The organism is Thermus igniterrae ATCC 700962, from assembly GCF_000376265.1.
Classification (GTDB): domain Bacteria; phylum Deinococcota; class Deinococci; order Deinococcales; family Thermaceae; genus Thermus; species Thermus igniterrae.
The window spans coordinates 55,552-72,501 of the sequence record NZ_AQWU01000070.1 but is presented as its reverse complement, the minus strand read 5'-3'; the positions used below and the strand labels follow the sequence as shown (position 1 = coordinate 72,501).

The 16,950-nt window shown below is 69.5% G+C and carries 20 protein-coding genes and 2 tRNA genes; 11 read left to right on the top strand and 11 right to left on the bottom strand.

All coding sequences use genetic code 11. The annotated features are described in order from the left end of the window. Window positions 1–13 precede the first annotated feature (13 nt). The 3 genes from B128_RS0109950 to B128_RS0109940 are packed head-to-tail and all read right to left on the bottom strand — an operon-like array spanning window position 14 to window position 3,730. Window positions 14–673, bottom strand: coding sequence for a site-2 protease family protein (locus B128_RS0109950; protein ID WP_026175172.1), 660 nt, complete (start codon window positions 671–673; stop codon window positions 14–16). Continuing rightward, window positions 670–1,275: a zinc metalloprotease gene (locus B128_RS0109945; protein ID WP_018112124.1), complete on the bottom strand. Its 606-nt coding sequence runs from the start codon at window positions 1,273–1,275 to the stop codon at window positions 670–672. The genes B128_RS0109950 and B128_RS0109945 overlap by 4 nt, the downstream gene beginning before the upstream one ends. Continuing rightward, window positions 1,250–3,730, bottom strand: a complete 2,481-nt coding sequence (locus B128_RS0109940; RefSeq protein WP_018112123.1) for a CBS domain-containing protein — start codon at window positions 3,728–3,730, stop codon at window positions 1,250–1,252. Before B128_RS0109940 ends, B128_RS0109945 begins: the two co-directional genes overlap by 26 nt. A gap of 57 nt (window positions 3,731–3,787) precedes the next feature. Here B128_RS0109940 and B128_RS0109935 point away from each other — a divergent pair. Continuing rightward, a tRNA-Ser gene (locus B128_RS0109935) sits at window positions 3,788–3,881 on the top strand. Between the two features lie 13 nt (window positions 3,882–3,894). Here B128_RS0109935 and B128_RS0109930 read toward each other — a convergent pair. Continuing rightward, window positions 3,895–5,142, bottom strand: a complete 1,248-nt coding sequence (locus B128_RS0109930) for a Gfo/Idh/MocA family protein (protein ID WP_018112122.1) — start codon at window positions 5,140–5,142, stop codon at window positions 3,895–3,897. A gap of 72 nt (window positions 5,143–5,214) precedes the next feature. Further along, window positions 5,215–5,289, bottom strand: a tRNA-Ala gene (locus B128_RS0109925). 165 nt (window positions 5,290–5,454) lie between these two features. On the opposite strand from B128_RS0109925, the gene rpsB reads away from it, so the two are divergent. The 8 genes from rpsB to B128_RS0109885 all read left to right on the top strand — a co-directional run bounded on the left by rpsB (window position 5,455) and on the right by B128_RS0109885 (window position 11,839). After that, entirely contained in the window at window positions 5,455–6,240 is a 786-nt protein-coding gene (gene rpsB, locus B128_RS0109920; RefSeq protein ID WP_018112121.1) for a 30S ribosomal protein S2, read from the top strand. Then, entirely contained in the window at window positions 6,237–6,827 is a 591-nt protein-coding gene (gene tsf, locus B128_RS0109915; RefSeq protein WP_018112120.1) for a translation elongation factor Ts, read from the top strand. The genes rpsB and tsf overlap by 4 nt, the downstream gene beginning before the upstream one ends. A gap of 56 nt (window positions 6,828–6,883) precedes the next feature. Continuing rightward, window positions 6,884–7,588: a UMP kinase gene (pyrH, locus tag B128_RS0109910; RefSeq protein WP_018112119.1), complete on the top strand. Its 705-nt coding sequence runs from the start codon at window positions 6,884–6,886 to the stop codon at window positions 7,586–7,588. A 12-nt stretch (window positions 7,589–7,600) separates the two neighbouring features. Further along, a complete protein-coding gene (frr, locus tag B128_RS0109905; protein WP_018112118.1) occupies window positions 7,601–8,158 on the top strand; it encodes a ribosome recycling factor in 558 nt (185 codons plus the stop codon). A gap of 110 nt (window positions 8,159–8,268) precedes the next feature. Continuing rightward, complete coding sequence (locus B128_RS0109900; RefSeq protein WP_018112117.1) at window positions 8,269–9,102, top strand: phosphatidate cytidylyltransferase; 834 nt, start codon at window positions 8,269–8,271, stop codon at window positions 9,100–9,102. Continuing rightward, on the top strand, window positions 9,099–10,202 hold the full coding sequence (dxr, locus tag B128_RS0109895; RefSeq protein ID WP_026175171.1) for a 1-deoxy-D-xylulose-5-phosphate reductoisomerase: 1,104 nt from the start codon (window positions 9,099–9,101) through the stop codon (window positions 10,200–10,202). Before B128_RS0109900 ends, dxr begins: the two co-directional genes overlap by 4 nt. Next, window positions 10,199–11,209, top strand: coding sequence for a M50 family metallopeptidase (locus B128_RS0109890; protein ID WP_018112115.1), 1,011 nt, complete (start codon window positions 10,199–10,201; stop codon window positions 11,207–11,209). The genes dxr and B128_RS0109890 overlap by 4 nt, the downstream gene beginning before the upstream one ends. Beyond that, entirely contained in the window at window positions 11,210–11,839 is a 630-nt protein-coding gene (locus B128_RS0109885) for a glycosyltransferase family 2 protein (RefSeq protein ID WP_018112114.1), read from the top strand. Here B128_RS0109885 and B128_RS0109880 read toward each other — a convergent pair. The 6 genes from B128_RS0109880 to B128_RS0109855 form a co-directional block, all read right to left on the bottom strand. Further along, the gene (locus B128_RS0109880; protein WP_018112113.1) at window positions 11,823–12,359 is read right to left on the bottom strand and encodes a hypothetical protein; all 537 of its coding nucleotides are present in this window, start codon (window positions 12,357–12,359) and stop codon (window positions 11,823–11,825) included. The two genes, B128_RS0109885 and B128_RS0109880, sit on opposite strands and share 17 nt — an antisense overlap. 4 nt (window positions 12,360–12,363) lie before the next feature. Further along, entirely contained in the window at window positions 12,364–13,149 is a 786-nt protein-coding gene (gene proC / locus B128_RS0109875) for a pyrroline-5-carboxylate reductase (protein WP_018112112.1), read from the bottom strand. Next, entirely contained in the window at window positions 13,146–14,345 is a 1,200-nt protein-coding gene (locus tag B128_RS0109870) for an RsmB/NOP family class I SAM-dependent RNA methyltransferase (RefSeq protein ID WP_018112111.1), read from the bottom strand. Before B128_RS0109870 ends, proC begins: the two co-directional genes overlap by 4 nt. Beyond that, window positions 14,342–14,614: a stage V sporulation protein S gene (locus tag B128_RS0109865; RefSeq protein WP_014515944.1), complete on the bottom strand. Its 273-nt coding sequence runs from the start codon at window positions 14,612–14,614 to the stop codon at window positions 14,342–14,344. Before B128_RS0109865 ends, B128_RS0109870 begins: the two co-directional genes overlap by 4 nt. 90 nt (window positions 14,615–14,704) lie before the next feature. Then, the gene (locus B128_RS0109860; protein ID WP_018112109.1) at window positions 14,705–15,142 is read right to left on the bottom strand and encodes a type II toxin-antitoxin system RatA family toxin; all 438 of its coding nucleotides are present in this window, start codon (window positions 15,140–15,142) and stop codon (window positions 14,705–14,707) included. Window positions 15,143–15,151: 9 nt separating this feature from the next. Then, on the bottom strand, window positions 15,152–15,580 hold the full coding sequence (locus B128_RS0109855) for a regulatory protein RecX (RefSeq protein WP_018112108.1): 429 nt from the start codon (window positions 15,578–15,580) through the stop codon (window positions 15,152–15,154). Window positions 15,581–15,603: 23 nt separating this feature from the next. On the opposite strand from B128_RS0109855, the gene B128_RS0109850 reads away from it, so the two are divergent. Continuing rightward, window positions 15,604–16,290 carry a metallophosphoesterase gene (locus tag B128_RS0109850; RefSeq protein ID WP_018112107.1) on the top strand — a complete coding sequence of 229 codons (687 nt, stop codon included), beginning with the start codon at window positions 15,604–15,606 and terminating at the stop codon, window positions 16,288–16,290. A gap of 52 nt (window positions 16,291–16,342) precedes the next feature. Continuing rightward, window positions 16,343–16,891 (top strand): CPBP family intramembrane glutamic endopeptidase, encoded by a 549-nt coding sequence (locus B128_RS0109845; protein WP_018112106.1) that lies wholly within the window; start codon window positions 16,343–16,345, stop codon window positions 16,889–16,891. Window positions 16,892–16,950: the final 59 nt, after the last annotated feature.

Below are 16,950 nucleotides of genomic sequence, written 5' to 3'. Positions count from 1 at the left end.
AGTCTAGGGGGGCCTAGCCCAGGAAGAGGCCGAAAAAAGCCCGGCGGGCCAGGGCCAGCACCTCCTGGATGGGCCCCCGGAGCACGGTGAGGATGAGGAGGAAGGAAAGCCAGGCGTACTGCTCCAGCCGCCACAGGAGGGGCTGCCAGGAAAGGGGCAGGAGGCTCTGCAGGATCTTGGAGCCGTCCAGGGGGGGGATGGGCAGGAGGTTGAACACGGCCAGGACCAGGTTGATGGAGCTGGCGAAGTAGAGGGCCAGGGCCAGAACCCCCACCAGACTCCGCTCCTCCCCCCGGAAGGCCAGGAGCACCCCCAGGGGGTCCAGGGCCACGAGGCCCCGGACCAGCAGGGCAAAGAGCACCGCCAAGAAGAGGTTGATGAGGATGCCGGCAACGGAGACCACAAAGAGCCCCAGGCGGTAGGTGGGGAAGGCCCCCGGGTTCACCGGCACCGGCTTGGCCCAGCCGAAACCCACCAGCAGGAGGAGGAGGGTGCCCAAGGGGTCCAGGTGGCGCAAGGGGTTCAGGGTAAGGCGGCCCTGGCGCTGGGCGGTCCCGTCCCCGAAGCGGAAGGCGGCGTAGGCATGCCCCCACTCGTGCAGGGAGAGGCTAAGGAGGAGGACGGAGAAGGCCAGGAAAAAGGCCAGGGGGTCTTGTTGCCAAAGCCCCATCATAGCCCGATGGCCCGGTAGATGGCGTTGAGGAGGCCGGAAAGCCCCCGCACCACCGCCCCCGTGACCCCGGTGTAGGAGAGGACCAAGAAGATGAGGAGGAAGCCTAGGGGGCCGTAGGCGGAAAGCTGGTCCAGGAAGCGGCGGGCCTCGTACCCCCCCACGGCATAGAGGGCCTTGGCCCCGTCCAGGGGGGGTACGGGGAAGAGGTAGATGGCGGCGTGGAGGAGCATGAGCCCCTGGGCGAAGAGCAAGCCCTCCCCGAAGGGGTAGGGGAGGAAGCGGGCCAGGAGGCCGTAGAGGAAGGCGGCCGCGAAGAAGCCCAAAGGGCCCATGAGGGCCACCCAGGCCCCCTTGCGCCCCGGGAGGGCGGTGGGGACAAAGCGGGGCCAGCCGAAGCCCAAAAGGAGGAGGAGTACCAGGCCCAAGGGCTCCAGGTGGGCCCGCAGGTCCAGGGAGAGGAAGCCATAGCGGCGAGGGGCCGTGTCCCCGTAGCGGTCCGCCAGCCAGGCCTGGAAGAGGTTGTGGAGGACCAGGCCTAGCGTGGCCAGGGCGAAGGCCACCAGGAAGACCGGGGGGTCATTGAGGAGGGGAAAGAGTCCCATCGCCCACCAGTCTACGGGCTAAGGCCAGTTCCTCCTCAAAGGTCCGCACCTCGCCCCGGGCCCGGGCCTCGGCCACCCGGCGCAGGATTTCCCCCACCCTGGGCCCCGGCTTCAGGCCCATCTGCAGCAGGTCGCGGCCCATGAGCTGGCGCGGCTTCTCGGCAAGCCAGCCCTCCCGCTCCGGGAAAAGGGCCAGGAAGGCGCTCCGCAGGGGCTCCTTGGCCAGGGCTTCCCGTTCCACCTCGGCCCCCCTGGCCGCCTTGAGGAGGAGGGCCAAGGCCTCCTGCAACCGCTTGGGGGTCCCCAGGGCCACGGCCCGCTCCAGGGGATCTTCCTGGAAGTAGAGGAGGAGCAGGAGCCGGGCCTCGCCCAAGAAGCGCTCGGGATGGGCCTCATCCCGGGGAACCGCCAGGCGGCGGAAGGGCTCGAGGGGAGGAAGCCTAAGGCCGTAGAGGGGCCCCAGGGCCCCGAGTGCCTCCAGCAGGGCCAGGGCCTGGTGGAAGGTCTCCTCCTCCAGGGTGAGGAGGAGCTCGTCCCGGAGGCGGCTTTTGCTGGCGGTGGCCAGGACCTCGGGCAATAGGGCCGGCGGGAGGGCCTTGAGGGCCTCCTCGGCGAAGCGGAAGCCGAGCCGGGCGGCCAGGCGCGCCCCCCGCACGATGCGGCTGGGGTCTTCCACGAAGGAGAGGGGATGGAGGGGGCGGAGGAGGCGGGCCTCGAGGTCCCTAAGCCCCCCGTAAGGGTCCAGAAGCTCCAGGGTGGCCAGGGAAAGCGCCATGGCGTTCACGGTGTAGTCCCGGCGCTCCAGGTCCTTGGCGATGGGGGCAGGGCGCACCTGGGGCAGGGCCCCGGGGTAGGGGTAGACCTCCTCCCGGCTCTCCGCCAGGTCCACGGTGAGGCCGAAGGCCAGGCGCACCCTTCCCGTGCCGAAGGCGTAGTGCAGGCCATAGCTTCCCCCAAAGCGCTCCACCAGGAAGCGGGCCACCTCCCCCACCCGCACCCCGGGCTCCAGCACCAGGTCCAAATCCGGGCCAGAGCGGGCCAAAAGGGCATCCCGCACCGCCCCCCCCACCAGGTAGACCCCCTGGGGGAAGGCCTCCTTCAAGGCCAAGAGGACCCGCCTGGCCCCCTCGGGCAGGGCCTCGAGGATCCTCTGCCCCAGGGGCTTCTCCCCCAGGGGCTTCTTGCGGTAGAGGTCGGTGCGGGTGAAGATGCCAAGAAGCCGGACCCCCTCCCCCACCCGCTCCCCCACCAGCACCCGGCCCCCGCCCTCCTTGAGGTAGGGCTCCACCTGGGAAAGGGGGGTCTCCGGGGGAAGGACCACCGCCCGGGCCAAAAAGCCCTCCACCGGGTGGTCCGAAAGCCCAAGCCGCTCCGCCTTCCTGAGGTCCCGCCTGCGGGCCAACCCCAGGACCCGCACCTCACCCCCCTCCAGGGGCACCCCCACCGGCATGGCCCCGTAGCCCCGCTCCTCCAGCACCCTGAGGGCCTCCCGCACCGTGGTGGGGGAGAGGGTCTCCACGGGGGCGGTCATGGCCTCCTTGAGGGTGGGCTCGGGGTCCAGGTACTGGGGAAGGCTTTCCAGCAGGCGGGCCACCGCGTGGCGCACCCCCCGAACCCGGGCGAAGGCGGCCCGGGGGTGTCCCCCGCCCCCCACCTGGGCGAGCCAGCGGCCCACGTCCAGGCGCTCCTTGCTCCGGGCGATGAGGAGGACCTCCTTGCCCAGTTTGAGCACCAGGAGCACGCCCTCGGCCTCGTGCAGGTCCAGGAGGGTGTGGGCCAGGGGGGCCAGGGCGGGCACATACCCCTCCTCCCGGGCCTGGGCCAGGAGGAGGCGGAAGCCTTCCCTTTCCACCACCCGGGCCGTTTTGAACAGGGCCCTGAGCACCGCCCGGGCCTCCTCCCCCAGGTGGGGGCGCACCCACTCCCGCACCCGGGGAATCTCCGCCCCCATGAGGGCCAGGTGGTGGGCGGCCTCGAGGTCCTGGGGGGTGGTGGAGGGGAAGCTGAACCCTCCGGTGTCCTCCCAGATACCCGCATAGGCCAGGGTGGCCTCCAGGGGGGTGAGGGAAAGCCCCCGCTCCCGCACCAGGGGCAGGAGGAGGCTCACCGTGGCCCCCACCGCCGCCACCCTGCCCCCCACCGCGGGCACGTCCCCCGGGGCCTTGGGGTGGTGGTCAAAGACCAAAAAGGGCACCCGGCCCACCAGGGCGCGGAAAGGGCCGATGCGCTCCGGGCGGGCGTTGTCCACCAGGACCACCTCGGAGACCTTCTCCAGGGGCACCTCGGCGGCGGGCACCAGGTCCAGCCGGTCCTCCAGGAGGGGGGCAAGCTCCTTCAAGGGGCCCTCGAGGCCCCCCACCAAGGCCAGCAGGCTTCCCGGGAAAAGCCTCCCCGCCAGGACCATGGACCCCAGGGCGTCAAAGTCCAGGTTCTCGTGGGCCACCACCACCCGCACGTTTCCCAGCTTACTTGACGATGGAAAAGGCTCTTGTTAGACTCAAGGTCGGCACTTGGAGAGGTGCCCGAGTGGCTGAAGGGACACGACTGGAAATCGTGTAGGCGGGCTTAAACCTGCCTCGCGGGTTCGAATCCCGCCCTCTCCGCCAAACGCCCCCGGCCTCAGGGCCGGGGGTTTTCCACCTCCACCACCCTTCCCCCCCGCCTGGCCTCCTCCGCCAGGAAGGTGAGCCGGTGGGCGTACACCGCCTCGGCAAAAGGCTCCAGCAACCCCTCCTCCCCTAAGGCCACCGCCCGCAAAAAGGCCTCCACCAGCCCCAGGTCCCCGCCCCCGTGCCCCCCGCGCACCGAGGCCTCGCCAAACCGGCCCACCTCCACCACCCGCTCCCCCCGCACGAAGTGGTGCACCCAGATGCGCTCCCCATCCCCAAAAAGCTCCCCCTCCGTCCCAAACACCCGCGTCTCCCGAAACCGCATCCGCGAAAGCCCCTCCACGTGCAGGCTCGCCGTCTCCCCACCCTCGTACTCCAGCATCACCACCTGGTGGTCCGCCACGTCGTTTCGCCCCAGGTACACGCACTCCCCGTAGGGGCCCTCCCTCAGAGCCTCCACCAGCCCCTCCCAGGTCACCGGGTAAGCCACCACGTCCAGGGGCCAGCCCCGCTCCCCACGCGCGTAGGCCTCCAGGTAGATCCGCCGCGCCGAGAAGGGGCACCTCCGCTCCACCCCCTCCGGGCAGTCCAGGCACCGCGTCCCCGCACCCTCGGGGCGCCTTTCGGGGCGGAAGTGGTACAGCCCCCCGAAGGAGGCCACCCGCCGCACCCCCTTGGGCAGCAGGAAAAGCAGCCAGTCCAGGTCGTGCACGCTCTTGGCCAGAAGGAAGGGGCTGGACTCCCCTTCCTTCCGCCAGTTCCCCCGCACGAAGCTGTGGGCGAAGTGCCAGTGCCCCACGGGCTCCAGGTGCTGCACCGAGACCACCTCCCCAACGGCCCCCTCCCGCAACAGGGCCTTCAGGGCCCGGGCGTAGGGGGTGTACCGCAGCACGTGGGCCACGGCCACCATGCGCCCCGTGCGGGCCTTGGCCTCCGCCACCCGGGCCACCTCCGGCCAGGTGGGGGCGATGGGCTTCTCCAGGAGGAGGTGGTATCCCCGCTCCATGAGGGCCACCGCCGCCTCCGCGTGCAGCCGGTCCGGCAGGGCCACCACCGCCGCCTCCCCAAGAGGGGGGGCCTCCAGGGCCTCCCGCCAGTCCCCAAAGGCCCTCTCCACCCCAAAGGCCTCCCGGAAGGCCTCCCGCCGCTCCCCCCTCGGCTCGGCCACCCCAGCAATCCGCGCCCCCAGGGCGTGGGCGAGGCGGGCATAGGCGAAGCCCCGGTTGCCCGCTCCCAGAAAAAGGAGGCTCACGGACACGCCCGCAGTCTACCCGCCGCCCCCACGGGCTAAAAGCCCCACTCCCGAGGGGGGAGTGGGGCTTGGGCTGCCTGGTGGAGCGGAGGGGATTTGAACCCCTGACCTCCCGCTTGCAAGGCGGGTGCTCTCCCTCTGAGCTACCGCCCCAGACCGAAGGAAGTATAGGCCAAGCGGGGGGCTTTCGTAAAGGGCAAGGGGGGCCTATAATCGGGGAGGTGTGCCGGACCAGCCCGCCAGGCAGGGGAAGGTCCTGCGGGAAATAGGCCGGCACGCGGGAAACGCCAAGCCCAACCTTCCCCAAATGGGAGGAATATGCCTGTCAACATCAGCGTGAAGGAACTTTTGGAAGCAGGGGTGCACTTCGGCCACGAGCGCAAGCGCTGGAACCCCAAGTTCGCCCGCTACATCTACGCCGAGCGCAACGGCATCCACATCATTGACCTCCAGAAGACCATGGTGGAGCTGGAGCGCACCTTCCGCTTCCTGGAGGACCTGGCCATGCGCGGGGGCACGGTGCTCTTCGTGGGCACCAAGAAGCAGGCCCAGGACATCGTGCGCATGGAGGCGGACCGGGCGGGGATGCCCTACGTGAACCAGCGCTGGCTGGGCGGGATGCTCACCAACTTCCGGACCATCGCCCAGCGGGTAAACCGCCTCGAGGAGCTGGAGAACCTCTTCGCCTCCCCCGAGATCGCCGAGCGGCCCAAAAAGGAGCAGGTGCGCCTCAAGCACGAGCTGGAGCGCCTCCAGAAGTACCTCATGGGCTTCCGCCGCCTGAAGCGCCTCCCCGACGCCATCTTCGTGGTGGACCCCACCAAGGAGGCCATCGCCGTGCGGGAGGCCAGGAAGCTCTTCATCCCGGTGATCGCCCTGGCGGACACCGACTCCGACCCCGACCTGGTGGACTACATCATCCCCGGCAACGACGACGCCATCCGCTCCATCCAGCTCATCCTCTCCCGGGCGGCGGACCTCATCATCCAGGCCCGGGGTGGGGTGGTGGAGCCCTCCCCCTCCTACGCCCTGGTGGAGGAGGCCGAGCGGCAGGCCCAGGAGGAGCCCCTGGGCCTTGACGGCGAGGACGAGGTGGAAGCATGAGCCAGATGGAACTCATCAAGAAGCTGCGCGAGGCCACGGGGGCCGGGATGATGGACGTGAAGAAGGCCCTCGAGGACGCCGGCTGGAACGAGGAGAAGGCGGTGCAGCTCCTCCGGGAGCGCGGGGCCATGAAGGCCGCCAAGAAGGCGGAGCGGGAGGCCCGGGAAGGCATCATCGGCCACTACATCCACCACAACCAGCGGGTGGGGGTCCTGGTGGAGCTCAACTGCGAGACGGACTTCGTGGCCCGCAACGAGGTCTTCCAGAACCTGGCCCGGGACCTGGCCATGCACATCGCCATGATGAACCCCCGCTACGTCTCCGCCGAGGAAATCCCCCAGGAGGAGCTGGAGCGGGAGCGGCAGATCTACATCCAGGCCGCCCTCAACGAGGGGAAGCCCCAGGCCATCGCCGAGAAGATCGCCGAGGGGCGGCTCAAGAAGTACCTGGAGGAGGTGGCCCTGCTGGAGCAGCCCTTCGTCAAGGAGGACAAGGTGAAGGTGAAGGAGCTCCTGCAGCAGGCCATCGCCAAGACCGGGGAGAACATCGTGGTGCGGCGCTTCTGCCGCTTTGAGCTGGGGGCTTAGGCCATGCCGTCCAACCGGGGCCCTGGGGAAAAGGGGCCCCGGTTTTTGCTAAAGCCATGAGGTACAAAAGGGTTCTCCTCAAGCTTTCCGGCGAGTTCCTCACGCAAAACGGCTTCGGCATTGAGCCCGAGGCCACCCGGGCCCTGGCCAAGGAGATCAAGGCCGCCTACGACACCGGGGTGCAGCTGGCCATCGTCATCGGGGCGGGCAACCTCTGGCGGGGAGCCAGGCAGGGGGTGGGCATGGACCGGGCCACCGCCGACTACATCGGCATGCTGGCCACCATCATGAACGCCCTGGCCCTGCAGGACGCCCTCGAGGCCCTGGGCATCCCCACCCGGGTGCAGACCGCCCTCACCATCACCCAGGTGGCCGAGCCCTACATAAGGCGGCGGGCCCTGCGCCACCTGGAGAAGGAACGCATCGTCATCTTCGGCGGGGGGACCGGCAACCCCTTCTTCTCCACGGACACCGCCGCGGCCCTGCGGGCCCTGGAGGTGGGGGCCGAGGTGGTCCTCATGGCCAAGAACAAGGTGGACGGGGTCTACTCCGACGACCCCCGCAAGAACCCCAATGCGGTGCGCTTTGACGAGCTCTCCTACCTGGAGGTGCTGAACCGGGGCCTCCAGGTCATGGACACCACGGCCATCACCCTGTGCATGGAGGCGGGACTCCCCATCGTGGTGTTTGACATCTTCAAACCGGGCGCCCTGGTGGGTATTATCCAGGGGGAAAAGGTGGGCACCCTGATCCACGCCTAGAGAGGAGGGAGCATGACCCTGAAAGACCTTTACGCGGAGACACGGGCGCACATGCAGAAGAGCCTCGAGGTCCTGGAGCACAACCTGGCAGGCCTGCGCACGGGACGGGCCAACCCCGCCCTGCTCCTCCACCTAAAGGTGGAGTACTACGGAAGCCAGGTACCCCTAAACCAGATCGCCACCGTCACCGCCCCGGACGCCCGCACCCTGGTGGTGCAGTCCTGGGACCAGAACGCCCTCAAGGCCATTGAGAAGGCCATCCGGGACTCCGACCTGGGCCTCAACCCCAGCAACAAGGGGGACGCCCTCTACATCAACATCCCCCCCCTTACCGAGGAGCGGCGCAAGGAGCTGGTGAAGGCGGCCCGCCACCTGGCCGAGGAGGGGCGGGTGGCCATCCGCAACGTCCGCCGCGAGGCCCTGGAGAAGCTGAAGAAGCTGGCCAAGGAGCTCCACCTCTCCGAGGACGACACCAAGCGGGCGGAGGGGGAAATCCAGAAGATCACCGACGAGTTCATCGCCAAGGCGGACGCCCTGGCGGAGAAGAAGGAGCAGGAGATCCTGGGCTAGGCACCCCTTCGGGGCCAGGAGAGCTCCCCAAAGGGGCGGATTTTTAGCGTGGACGAGGGCTTAGGGAAGAGCACCCGGGGGCCAAGGCCGTCCTGGGGAAAGGCTGGGGTGTGATCAAGGAAGGAGAAAACCTGGCGGCCCGCGTGGCTTCCGCCTTGGTGGGGGCAGTCCTGCTCCTTTTCGTGCTGTGGGCGGGGCTTCCCCTGGTCCTCCCCACCCTAATCTTCGTCCTCTGGCTGGGGAGCCTGGAGCTTAGGGACATGCTGGCCCGCCGGGGCATCGGGCTGAACCTGTCCTTTCTCCTTGGGGGGGGTGTGGTCCTCTTCCTCTTCTCCTTGCCCCAGCTCTATTGGCACTTCCCCCAGGTGCCCTGGCGGGAGGTGGCCCTGGGGCTTTTCCTCATGGCCAGCTTCAGCTACGAGCTCCTGCGGGGCGCCGACCTCACCCGCTTCGCCTTCACCCTCCTGGCCTTCCTCTACCTCCCCTGGAGCCTGGGGTACGTGCTCCTCCTGCGGGAAACCCCGGACGGCCACATGGGCCTCTGGACCCTTTCCCTGCCCATCGTGGCCAGCTTCGCCACCGACATCGGGGCCTACTTCGTGGGCCGGGCCTTTGGCCGGCGCAAGCTGGCCCCGGAGATCAGCCCCGGCAAGACGGTGGAGGGCTCCTTGGGGGGCATCCTGGTGAGCTTTTTGGCCCTGGTGGGCTACACCGGCCTGGTGCGGGAGGTCTTCCCCTTTGGCCTACTGGAGCTTTGGCTTTTCAGCCTCCTCCTCTCCCTGGCGGCCCAGCTTGGGGACCTGGCGGAGTCCATGCTGAAGCGCTACTGTGGGGTGAAGGACTCCGGGCGCTTCCTTCCCGGGCACGGGGGGCTTCTGGACCGGATAGATAGCCTCCTCTTCACCTTCCCCCTCACGTACTACCTGGTGGTGCTCTTCACATGAAACGGGTTGTGGTCCTGGGTTCCACGGGCTCCATCGGGCGGCAGGCCCTCGAGGTCTGCCGCTGGCGGGGCTACCGGGTGGTGGGCTTGGCGGCGGGCAGAAACCTGGAGGAACTCTCCCAGCAGATCGCCGAGTGGCAACCCCTCCTGGTGGCGGCGGAGGAAAGCCTGCACGGCGAGCTCAGGGCGCGCTTCCCCGGCCTTAAGCTGGGGACCCCGGAGGAGGTGGCCGCCCTGGAGGCGGAGGTGGCCGTGGCCGCCATCCCGGGCCTGGCGGGGCTTAGCCCCACCCGGGTGGCGGCCCGCACGGGCAAGCGCATCGCCCTGGCCAACAAGGAGGCCATGGTGGCCGCAGGGCCCCTCCTCTGGCAGGAGGTGGAGGCCCACGGGGCGGAAATCCTCCCCGTGGACTCCGAGCACTCCGCCCTCTTCCAGGCCCTTTTGGGAGAAAGGCGGGAGGATGTGGCCGAGCTCATCCTCACCGCCAGCGGGGGACCTTTTCTGAAGGAGCCCCAGGACCTCTCCCAGGTGACCCCGGAGATGGCCCTCCGCCACCCCCGCTGGCGGATGGGGCCCAAGGTGACGGTGGACTCGGCCACCCTCTTCAACAAGGGCCTCGAGGCCCTGGAGGCCAAGGAGCTCTTCCGCTTCCCCCTGGAAAGGGTGCGGGTCCTCGTCCACCCTCAGGCCTACGTGCACGGCCTGGTGCGCTTCCGGGACGGCAGCCTCAAGGCCCAGCTGGGCCCCACGGACATGCGCCTACCCATCCAGTACGCCCTGACCTACCCCGAGCGGGCGGAGACCCCCCTCAAGGACCTCCCCCTCCCCGGAACCCTGGAGTTCCTGGAGCCCGACACCCGGCGCTTCCCCGCCCTGGAGGTGGCCTACGCCGCGGGCCGGCGGGGCGGGCTAGCCCAGGTGGCGGTCTCCGCTGCGGACGAGGTGGCGGTGGAGGCCTTCTTGGCCGGCCGCCTTCCCTTCACCCGGATTCCCGAAGTGTTGGCCCGGGTGCTGGAAGCCAGCCCCAACCTTCCCCTAACATGGGATAACCTCTTCGCCGTGGACGCCTGGGCCCGGGAGGAGGCCAAGAGGTGGGCATGAGCCTTGTTTGGTTTCTAATCATCATCGGGGTCAGCATCTTCGTGCACGAGCTGGGGCACTACCTGGCGGCAAGGCTCCAGGGGGTGCGGGTCAAGGCCTTCAGCATCGGCTTCGGCCCCATCCTCTGGCGGCGGCAGGCGGCGGGCACGGAGTGGCGGCTCTCCGCCATCCCCTTAGGGGGCTACGCCGACATTGAAGGCCTCCTCCCCGAGGAACGGGGCCGGGGGTACGATGCCCTTTCCCTTCCGGGCAAACTCCTGGTCCTGGTGGCGGGGGTGGCCATGAACATCCTCCTGGCCTGGGGGCTTCTCGCCTACCTCTTCAGCGCCCAAGGGGTGCCGCAGGCCACGGGGCGGGCGGTGGTCCTGGAGGTGCTCCCGGGAAGCGTGGCCGAAAGGGCCGGCCTAAGGCCCCAGGACGTCCTGGTGGCGGTGGACGGAAGGCCCCTGGAAACCCCCCGGGACATTGAGCGGGTGAAGACCCCGGGGACCCATACCCTCACCGTGAGGCGGGGTGGGCAGGAGGTGGTCCTGAACCTCCGTTGGGAGGCGGGGATGGAGCGGCTCGGGGTGGTGTACCAGCCGGAGGTGGCCTACCGCCGGGTGGGCTTCCTGGAGGGCCTCTTCTTGGCGGCAAGCCGCACCCTGGCCTTCGGCCCGGAGATGGTGCGGGCCCTGGTGGGAGGGCTATTGGGGGTGCTGGCGGGCAACCCCGACAGCGGGGTGATGGGCCCGGTGGGCATCGTGGCGGAAACCGGCCGGGCGGCCCAGGAGGGGTTTTTCCGGCTGGTTGAGCTCACCGTGGCCATCAACCTCTCCTTGGCCCTCTTCAACCTCCTGCCCATCCCCGCCCTGGACGGGGGGCGGATCCTCCTCCTCTTTCTGGCCCGGCTCTTCCGCATCCGCCCCGAACAGGAGGCCGTGGTCCACTACCTGGGCTTCCTCTTTCTCATCCTGCTGGTGATCCTGGTCACCTTCCAGGACCTGAGGCGGCTTCTGGGAGGCTAGATGGAGGCCACGGTGCTCATCCCCGCCTACAACGAGGAGGCCACCATCGCCCAGGTGGTGCGGGCAGCCAAGGAGGCGGGCTTCCCCGTGGTGGTGGCCGACGATGGCTCCCAGGACCGCACCGCCCAGGAAGCGGCCGCAGCCGGGGCCCAGGTGGTGCGCCTGCGGGAGAACCGGGGCAAGGGGGGGGCCATCGCCGCGGGGCTCAAGGCGGTGGACACCCCTTTGGTTCTCCTGGCGGACGCCGACCTCCTGGGGCTCAAACCCCAGCACCTCCAGGCCCTGCTGGACCCCGTGGCCCGGGGGGAGGCGGAGATGACCGTGGGGGTCTTCCAGGGGGGGCGGCTTTCCACCGACCTGGCCATGCGCCTCACCCCCTTCCTCTCGGGCCAGCGGGCCCTGCGCACCGAGGACCTCCAGGCCATTCCCGGCCTGGAGGGAGCCCGCTACGACCTGGAGCTCCTCCTCACCCGCCACGCCAAGCGCCTGGGCTGGCGGGTGCGCTACCTGCCCCTGCCGGGGGTGAGCCAGGTGATGAAGGAGGAGAAGCGGGGCCTCCTGAAGGGCTTCTTCCACCGCCTGCGCATGTACGGGGAGATCCTGCGCTACTACCTCAGGGCCCAGGCTTAGGAACCTCCAAAAGCTCCACCCAGCTCTCCCCCGCCCGGTAGGCCACCACCCCCAGGCCGGGGACCAGGTAGAGCTCCTTGAGGTCAGTCCCCCCTTTTTCCGTGGTGTAGGCCACCCGCACCCGGTAGGCGTTGAAGGCCCCGGCCCGCACCCTCACCCCCTCCACCCCCTCCACCCGGGCGGAGAGGGCCACCCGCTGGCCCCGGAAGCGGACGCTTCCCCCCCAGGCCAGGCCCGGCTCCAGGCGATGGGGGTAGAGGAGCAAGGGGGGTTCAAAGGGGAAATACCCCTCGGGCAGGCCCACCCCCAGGAGGAAAAGCCCCTCGGGAAGGGCCTTAAGCCGGTCTTCTCGGAAAAGCTGCCCTCCTTTGAGGTAGCGCAGGCGGAAGCCCTCCGGGGTGGGGAGGAGTTCCTGCCGGGTGCCGTCGGAGTAGGCGTAGCGGGCCCCCGCCTGAGGAAAGACCTGGCCCCAGGCCAAAAGCAGGAGGCCAAGCCCGGCCAGGAGCGCCCACCTCCCCATGGCCCTATTCCACCTCCCCGAGCTCATGCCCCCGCCGGGTGGCCGCCTCCACCGCCTCGTAGAAGGCGGCGCGCAGGGCGCGGGCCTCGAGGGCGTGGAGCCCGTGGATGGTGGTGCCCCCGGGGCTTGCCACCTCGTCCTTGAGCTGGCCGGGATGGCGGCTTTTCAGAAGCTCCCCGGTGGCCGCCAGGGCCTCCGCCGCCAGGCGCAGGGCCAGGGAACGGGGCATCCCCATCTTCACCCCCGCGTCCGCCAGGGCCTCGGCCACCACCGCCAGGTAGGCGGGGGCAGAGGCGGACATGGCGGTGAAGGGGTCAAAGAGGTGCTCAGGAATCTCGTATACGTCCCCCACGGTGGCGAAAAGGCCCCGGGCGAAGTCCAGGTCCCCCGCCTCCCGGGCCTCCTTTAGTGCGGTGAGGGCGGTGGAGCTCTCCCCGATCACCGCCGCCAGGTTGGGCATGGCCCGCACGACCCGCCGGGTGTCCAGCCGGCGGGCCAGCACCGCCGTGGAAACCCCGGCCATGATGGAGATGTACCCCACCCCGGGAAAGGCGATCTCCGGGGCCAGGTGGGGGAAGTCCCGGGGCTGCACGGCCAGGAGGACCCGCTCCGCCCGGGCCAGCCCCTTCAGATCCAGGGGACGCAGGCCAAAGGCCGCCGCCAGCTCCCGGGTGCGCTCGGGGGTGCGCCCCACCACCCCCACCTCCTCCGGCCTGAGGAAGCCCCGGTCCAGGGCCCCTTTTAGGATGCTCCGGCCCATCTTGCCCAGGCCCAGGAAGGCCAGCTTCATGCTCTAGAGTCTACCCTGCGCAGGCGGAGGTAATAAAACCCGTCCAGCCCCCCCTCGGGGGCCACGTACACCCCAAGCCCCGCCTTAAGCACCGGGAAGGGGCAGGAAAAGGGCTCGGGCTGGAACTCGGGGTGCCTGGCCAAAAAGGCCCGGGCTACCCCCTCCCCCTCCTCCTCAGTAAGGGAGCAGACGGCGTAGACCAGAACCCCCCCTTCCGCCGTGGCCTTTGCCGCCGTTTCCAGCAGGGCAAGCTGAAGCTCGGCCATGGCCTGGGGGTCTTCCGGGGCCAGGCGGTAGCGCAGCTCAGGGTGGGTGCGGAAGGTGCCCGTCCCGGTACAGGGAGCGTCCAGGAGCACTTTCTCCGCCTTCTCGGGAATGGGGTGCCTCAGGTCCTGGGTGCGGTAGGCCACCTTCAGGCCAAGCCGGGCCGCCGTCCTGGCCCCCGCTTCCTGCCGCTTCTTGTTCAGGTCGTAGGAGATGACCTCCGCCCCCTTGGCCGCCAGGTAAAAGGCCTTGAGCCCCGCCCCCCCGCAGAGGTCCAGCACCCTCTCCCCCGACTTAGGCTCCAGGAGCTCTGCGGCGAAGAGGGAGGCCGGGTTCTGGGGCTGGAGGCCCAGGGCAGAGAAGTCCGTCTTAGGCCCTTCCCAGAGGTAGCTGTGAGGGATGGGGCCCGGGCGCAACCCCTCCACCGGCCGGTAGGCGGTGAGGAAAAGGGGAGCGGGCTCGTTAAAGCCCTCGGCAAAGCCCAGCCCCCCGAAGAAGGTACGCCAGGCGGCGCAGAGCCAGTCGGGGAGGCTTAGGCGCACGCACTCCGGGGCCTCCCTGGGGGCCAGGCGCCGCAGCACGGCGTTTACCAGGCCGGCCAGGCGGGGAAAGTGGCGCTTGGCCTCCTCCACCCAGGGGCTCACCCGGGCGTGGTGGGGCTTGCCGAGAAGCCACTCCAGGGCCCCTAAGCGCAAGGCCCAGCGCACCTCCGGGGGAAGCTTTTCCGGATGGGGGAGGAAAGGCTCCAGGAGAAAGTCCAGGAGGCGGAGCCGGCGCAGGGCCCCGTAGACCAGGTGGGTGGCGTAGGCCTTGTCCCGCTCCGGCCAGGGGAGGCGGTCCAGGGCCCGGTCCAAAAGGAGCTGGGCCCGGCCTCCCCGCTCCACCTCCAGGAGGAGGACCAGGGCCAGGGCCCTAGGGTTCTCGGGCCTCAAGACTCCAGGGGGTGGGCCTTGATGCTGAACTTCAGCGCGGTCCGCTCCTCGTTCTCCAGGTCCAGCTTCACGAAGGCGGGCTTGACCACCAGGTCCAGGTTGTCGGGGGCGATGTAGCCCCGGGCGATGGCGATGGCCTTCACCGCCTGGTTCACCGCCTGGGGACCGATGGCTTGCACCTCCACCTCCCCCTTAGTGCGCAAGAGCGCCGCGATGGCGCCGGCCACGGAGTTGGGGCGGGACTTGGAAGAGACGCGCAACGTTTCCACTTTGACCTCCTGAAAGCTCTTGGGCCACCCCGTCTGGAAAAACATGGGCGGCTTCAGGCCCATGCTAGAGCAAAGGGACCCAGGACGCAACTAGGCGGCCAGGACCCGCTCCTCCAGGCCCTTCAGCAGGCTTTCCACGTTTTCCTGCATGAGCTTCTGCACCAGCTTCTGCAAAAGCCCCCCGAAGATGGGGATGGTGAGCTCGTAGGTGAGGGTGAGGACCACCCGGGTCCCCTCCCCCTCGGGCTGGAAGACCCAGGTGCCCTCGTAGCGGTCAAAGTCTCCCTCGGGGGAGAAGAAGCGGTTTTTAAGGTTCTCGTCGTCCCACTCCTCCTCCTCCAGCCAGCGCACCTTCTTGCCCATGGCCACCGCCACCCACTCGCTTCGGGTGCGGTTTCCCTCCTGGGCCAGGACCTTTAGGCTCTCCACCTCCTTGAGGTAGGGCTTGAGGCCCTCCAAGTCCTTGGCCAGGGCGTAGACCTTCTCCGGGGGTGCGGGGATGAAGCGCTCGGCGCGTACCTCAGGCATGGGCCCTTTTTACCCGCTTTCCTCCTCCTTGACAAGCCGGTAGGCCTGAAGGGCCACGGAAAGGGGAAAACCCCGCCCCTGGAGAAAGCGCACCGCCTTGGCCTGGTCCTGGCGGCGGGGGTAGCGCCGGAGGACCTTTAGGGCGGCCTCCAGGGCCTCTTCCTCCCCGTACTGGGAGAGCAGGGCGTCCACCACCTCTTCCGGCACCCCCTGGGCCCAGAGGAGGTGGCGGAGCTTCCGCGGACCGTACTTGCGCCTTCCCGCCACGAAGGCCTCGGCGAAGGCCCGGTCGTCCAGGTACCCCAGGGCCTCCAGCCGTTCCAGGGCCGCTTCCACCTCTTCCTGGGGAAAGCGGGCCCCTAGCTTCTCCTTAAGGCGGGCGCGGCTGAAGGCCCGTCCCGCCAGGAGGCGGAGGGCATAGGCCAGGGCCTCTCCCATGCCTTTAGGGTACGCTAAAGCCCATGCGGGTATTCGCCATCGCCGACCCCCATCTATCCCGCGTCCACCCCAAGCCCATGACCGTCTTCGGCCCCGGGTGGAAAGGGCACCCCGAGGCCTTCTTCCACGGCTGGCGGCAGGTGGTGGGGGAGGAGGACCTGGTGGTGGTCCCCGGGGACATCTCCTGGGCCATGCGCCTGCCCGAGGCCCTTCCCGACCTCCTGGACCTGGCGGCCCTGCCCGGGCGGAAGGTGCTCCTCAAGGGCAACCACGACTACTGGTGGCCCTCCATCAGCCGCCTGAGGGCGGTCCTCCCCCCGGGGATGTACGCCCTGCAAAACGATGCCCTGGTGGTGGACGGGGTGGCGGTGGCCGGCACCCGGGGTTGGCAGTACCCACCCCCCACCCCGGAGGATGAGAAGGTTTTCGCCCGGGAGGTGGAGCGGCTCAAGCTTTCCCTGAGGGACCTGGAGGGCAAGCCCTACCGGCACCTGGTGCTGGCCTTCCACTTCCCCCCCTTTGGCCCCAGCGGGGAACCCACCCCCCTGCTGGAAGTGGCGGCGGAGGCTAGGCCCACGGCCATCGTCTACGGCCACCTGCACGGGGCCGACCCCAGCAAGCTCCCCCAGGCCTTCCAGGGCATCCCCCTCCACCTGGTGGCCGCCGACGCCCTGGCCTTCCGGCCCAGGCTGGTGCTGGAAATCCCCTAGGATGAGAAGGTGGCCCTGGTCACGGCCCGGGCCCCAAGCTGAGCGCCCTCCCGTGCCCGCACCCTTCGGCCTCCTCCTCGCCCTCCAGGTAGGCCTCCTCCTCCTGGGGGCCTCGGGGATGCTCCTCCTGGGCCTGCCCTTCGGGGAGGCCAGGGCCGGGGACCTCCTCTGGGCGGGGGGGCTTCTTCTGGCCCTGGGGGGCCTCGAGGCCCTCTTCCGCCTCCTCCTCCCCGCCTCCTTCCGGGAGACGGAAAGGCTCCACCAGGCCCTGGGGCGGGCCCTGAAGGAGGCCGGGATGGGGCCTTCTGCCCTCCTCCTCCTGGCCCTCCTCTCCGGGGTGGCGGAGGAGGTCTTCTTCCGCGGGCTGGTGCAAGGCCTCCTGGTAAAGGGGTTTGGCCCCTGGGGGGTCCTGCTCCAGGCCCTCCTCTTCGCCCTCTTCCACCCCGCACCCCGGCGGGCCCTGGCCTACCCCCTCTACACGGGCTTCGCCGGCCTCCTCCTGGGGAGTGCCTACCTCCTCACGGGAAGCCTCCTGCCCGGCATCCTGGCCCACTTCCTGCACAACGCCCGGGGTTTTTACGAGCTTTACCGCACACATTAGCAAAAGACCCCCTTCCCCGCAAGGTTCTCCCCCACAATCCCCGGGGTAAACCTGCTATA

What these genes read in the sequence shown, in the direction of transcription:
- B128_RS0109880 (WP_018112113.1), bottom strand. Translation starts at nt 12,359, where the DNA reads ATGGGGAGGTGGGCGCTCCTGGCCGGGCTTGGCCTCCTGCTTTTGGCC.
- B128_RS0109860 (WP_018112109.1), bottom strand. Translation starts at nt 15,142, where the DNA reads ATGCCTGAGGTACGCGCCGAGCGCTTCATCCCCGCACCCCCGGAGAAG.
- B128_RS0109950 (WP_026175172.1), bottom strand. Translation starts at nt 673, where the DNA reads ATGATGGGGCTTTGGCAACAAGACCCCCTGGCCTTTTTCCTGGCCTTC.
- proC (WP_018112112.1), bottom strand. Translation starts at nt 13,149, where the DNA reads ATGAAGCTGGCCTTCCTGGGCCTGGGCAAGATGGGCCGGAGCATCCTA.
- rpsB (WP_018112121.1), top strand. Translation starts at nt 5,455, where the DNA reads ATGCCTGTCAACATCAGCGTGAAGGAACTTTTGGAAGCAGGGGTGCAC.
- B128_RS0109855 (WP_018112108.1), bottom strand. Translation starts at nt 15,580, where the DNA reads ATGGGAGAGGCCCTGGCCTATGCCCTCCGCCTCCTGGCGGGACGGGCC.
- B128_RS0109945 (WP_018112124.1), bottom strand. Translation starts at nt 1,275, where the DNA reads ATGGGACTCTTTCCCCTCCTCAATGACCCCCCGGTCTTCCTGGTGGCC.
- B128_RS0109850 (WP_018112107.1), top strand. Translation starts at nt 15,604, where the DNA reads ATGCGGGTATTCGCCATCGCCGACCCCCATCTATCCCGCGTCCACCCC.
- frr (WP_018112118.1), top strand. Translation starts at nt 7,601, where the DNA reads ATGACCCTGAAAGACCTTTACGCGGAGACACGGGCGCACATGCAGAAG.
- pyrH (WP_018112119.1), top strand. Translation starts at nt 6,884, where the DNA reads ATGAGGTACAAAAGGGTTCTCCTCAAGCTTTCCGGCGAGTTCCTCACG.
- B128_RS0109885 (WP_018112114.1), top strand. Translation starts at nt 11,210, where the DNA reads ATGGAGGCCACGGTGCTCATCCCCGCCTACAACGAGGAGGCCACCATC.
- dxr (WP_026175171.1), top strand. Translation starts at nt 9,099, where the DNA reads ATGAAACGGGTTGTGGTCCTGGGTTCCACGGGCTCCATCGGGCGGCAG.
- tsf (WP_018112120.1), top strand. Translation starts at nt 6,237, where the DNA reads ATGAGCCAGATGGAACTCATCAAGAAGCTGCGCGAGGCCACGGGGGCC.
- B128_RS0109890 (WP_018112115.1), top strand. Translation starts at nt 10,199, where the DNA reads ATGAGCCTTGTTTGGTTTCTAATCATCATCGGGGTCAGCATCTTCGTG.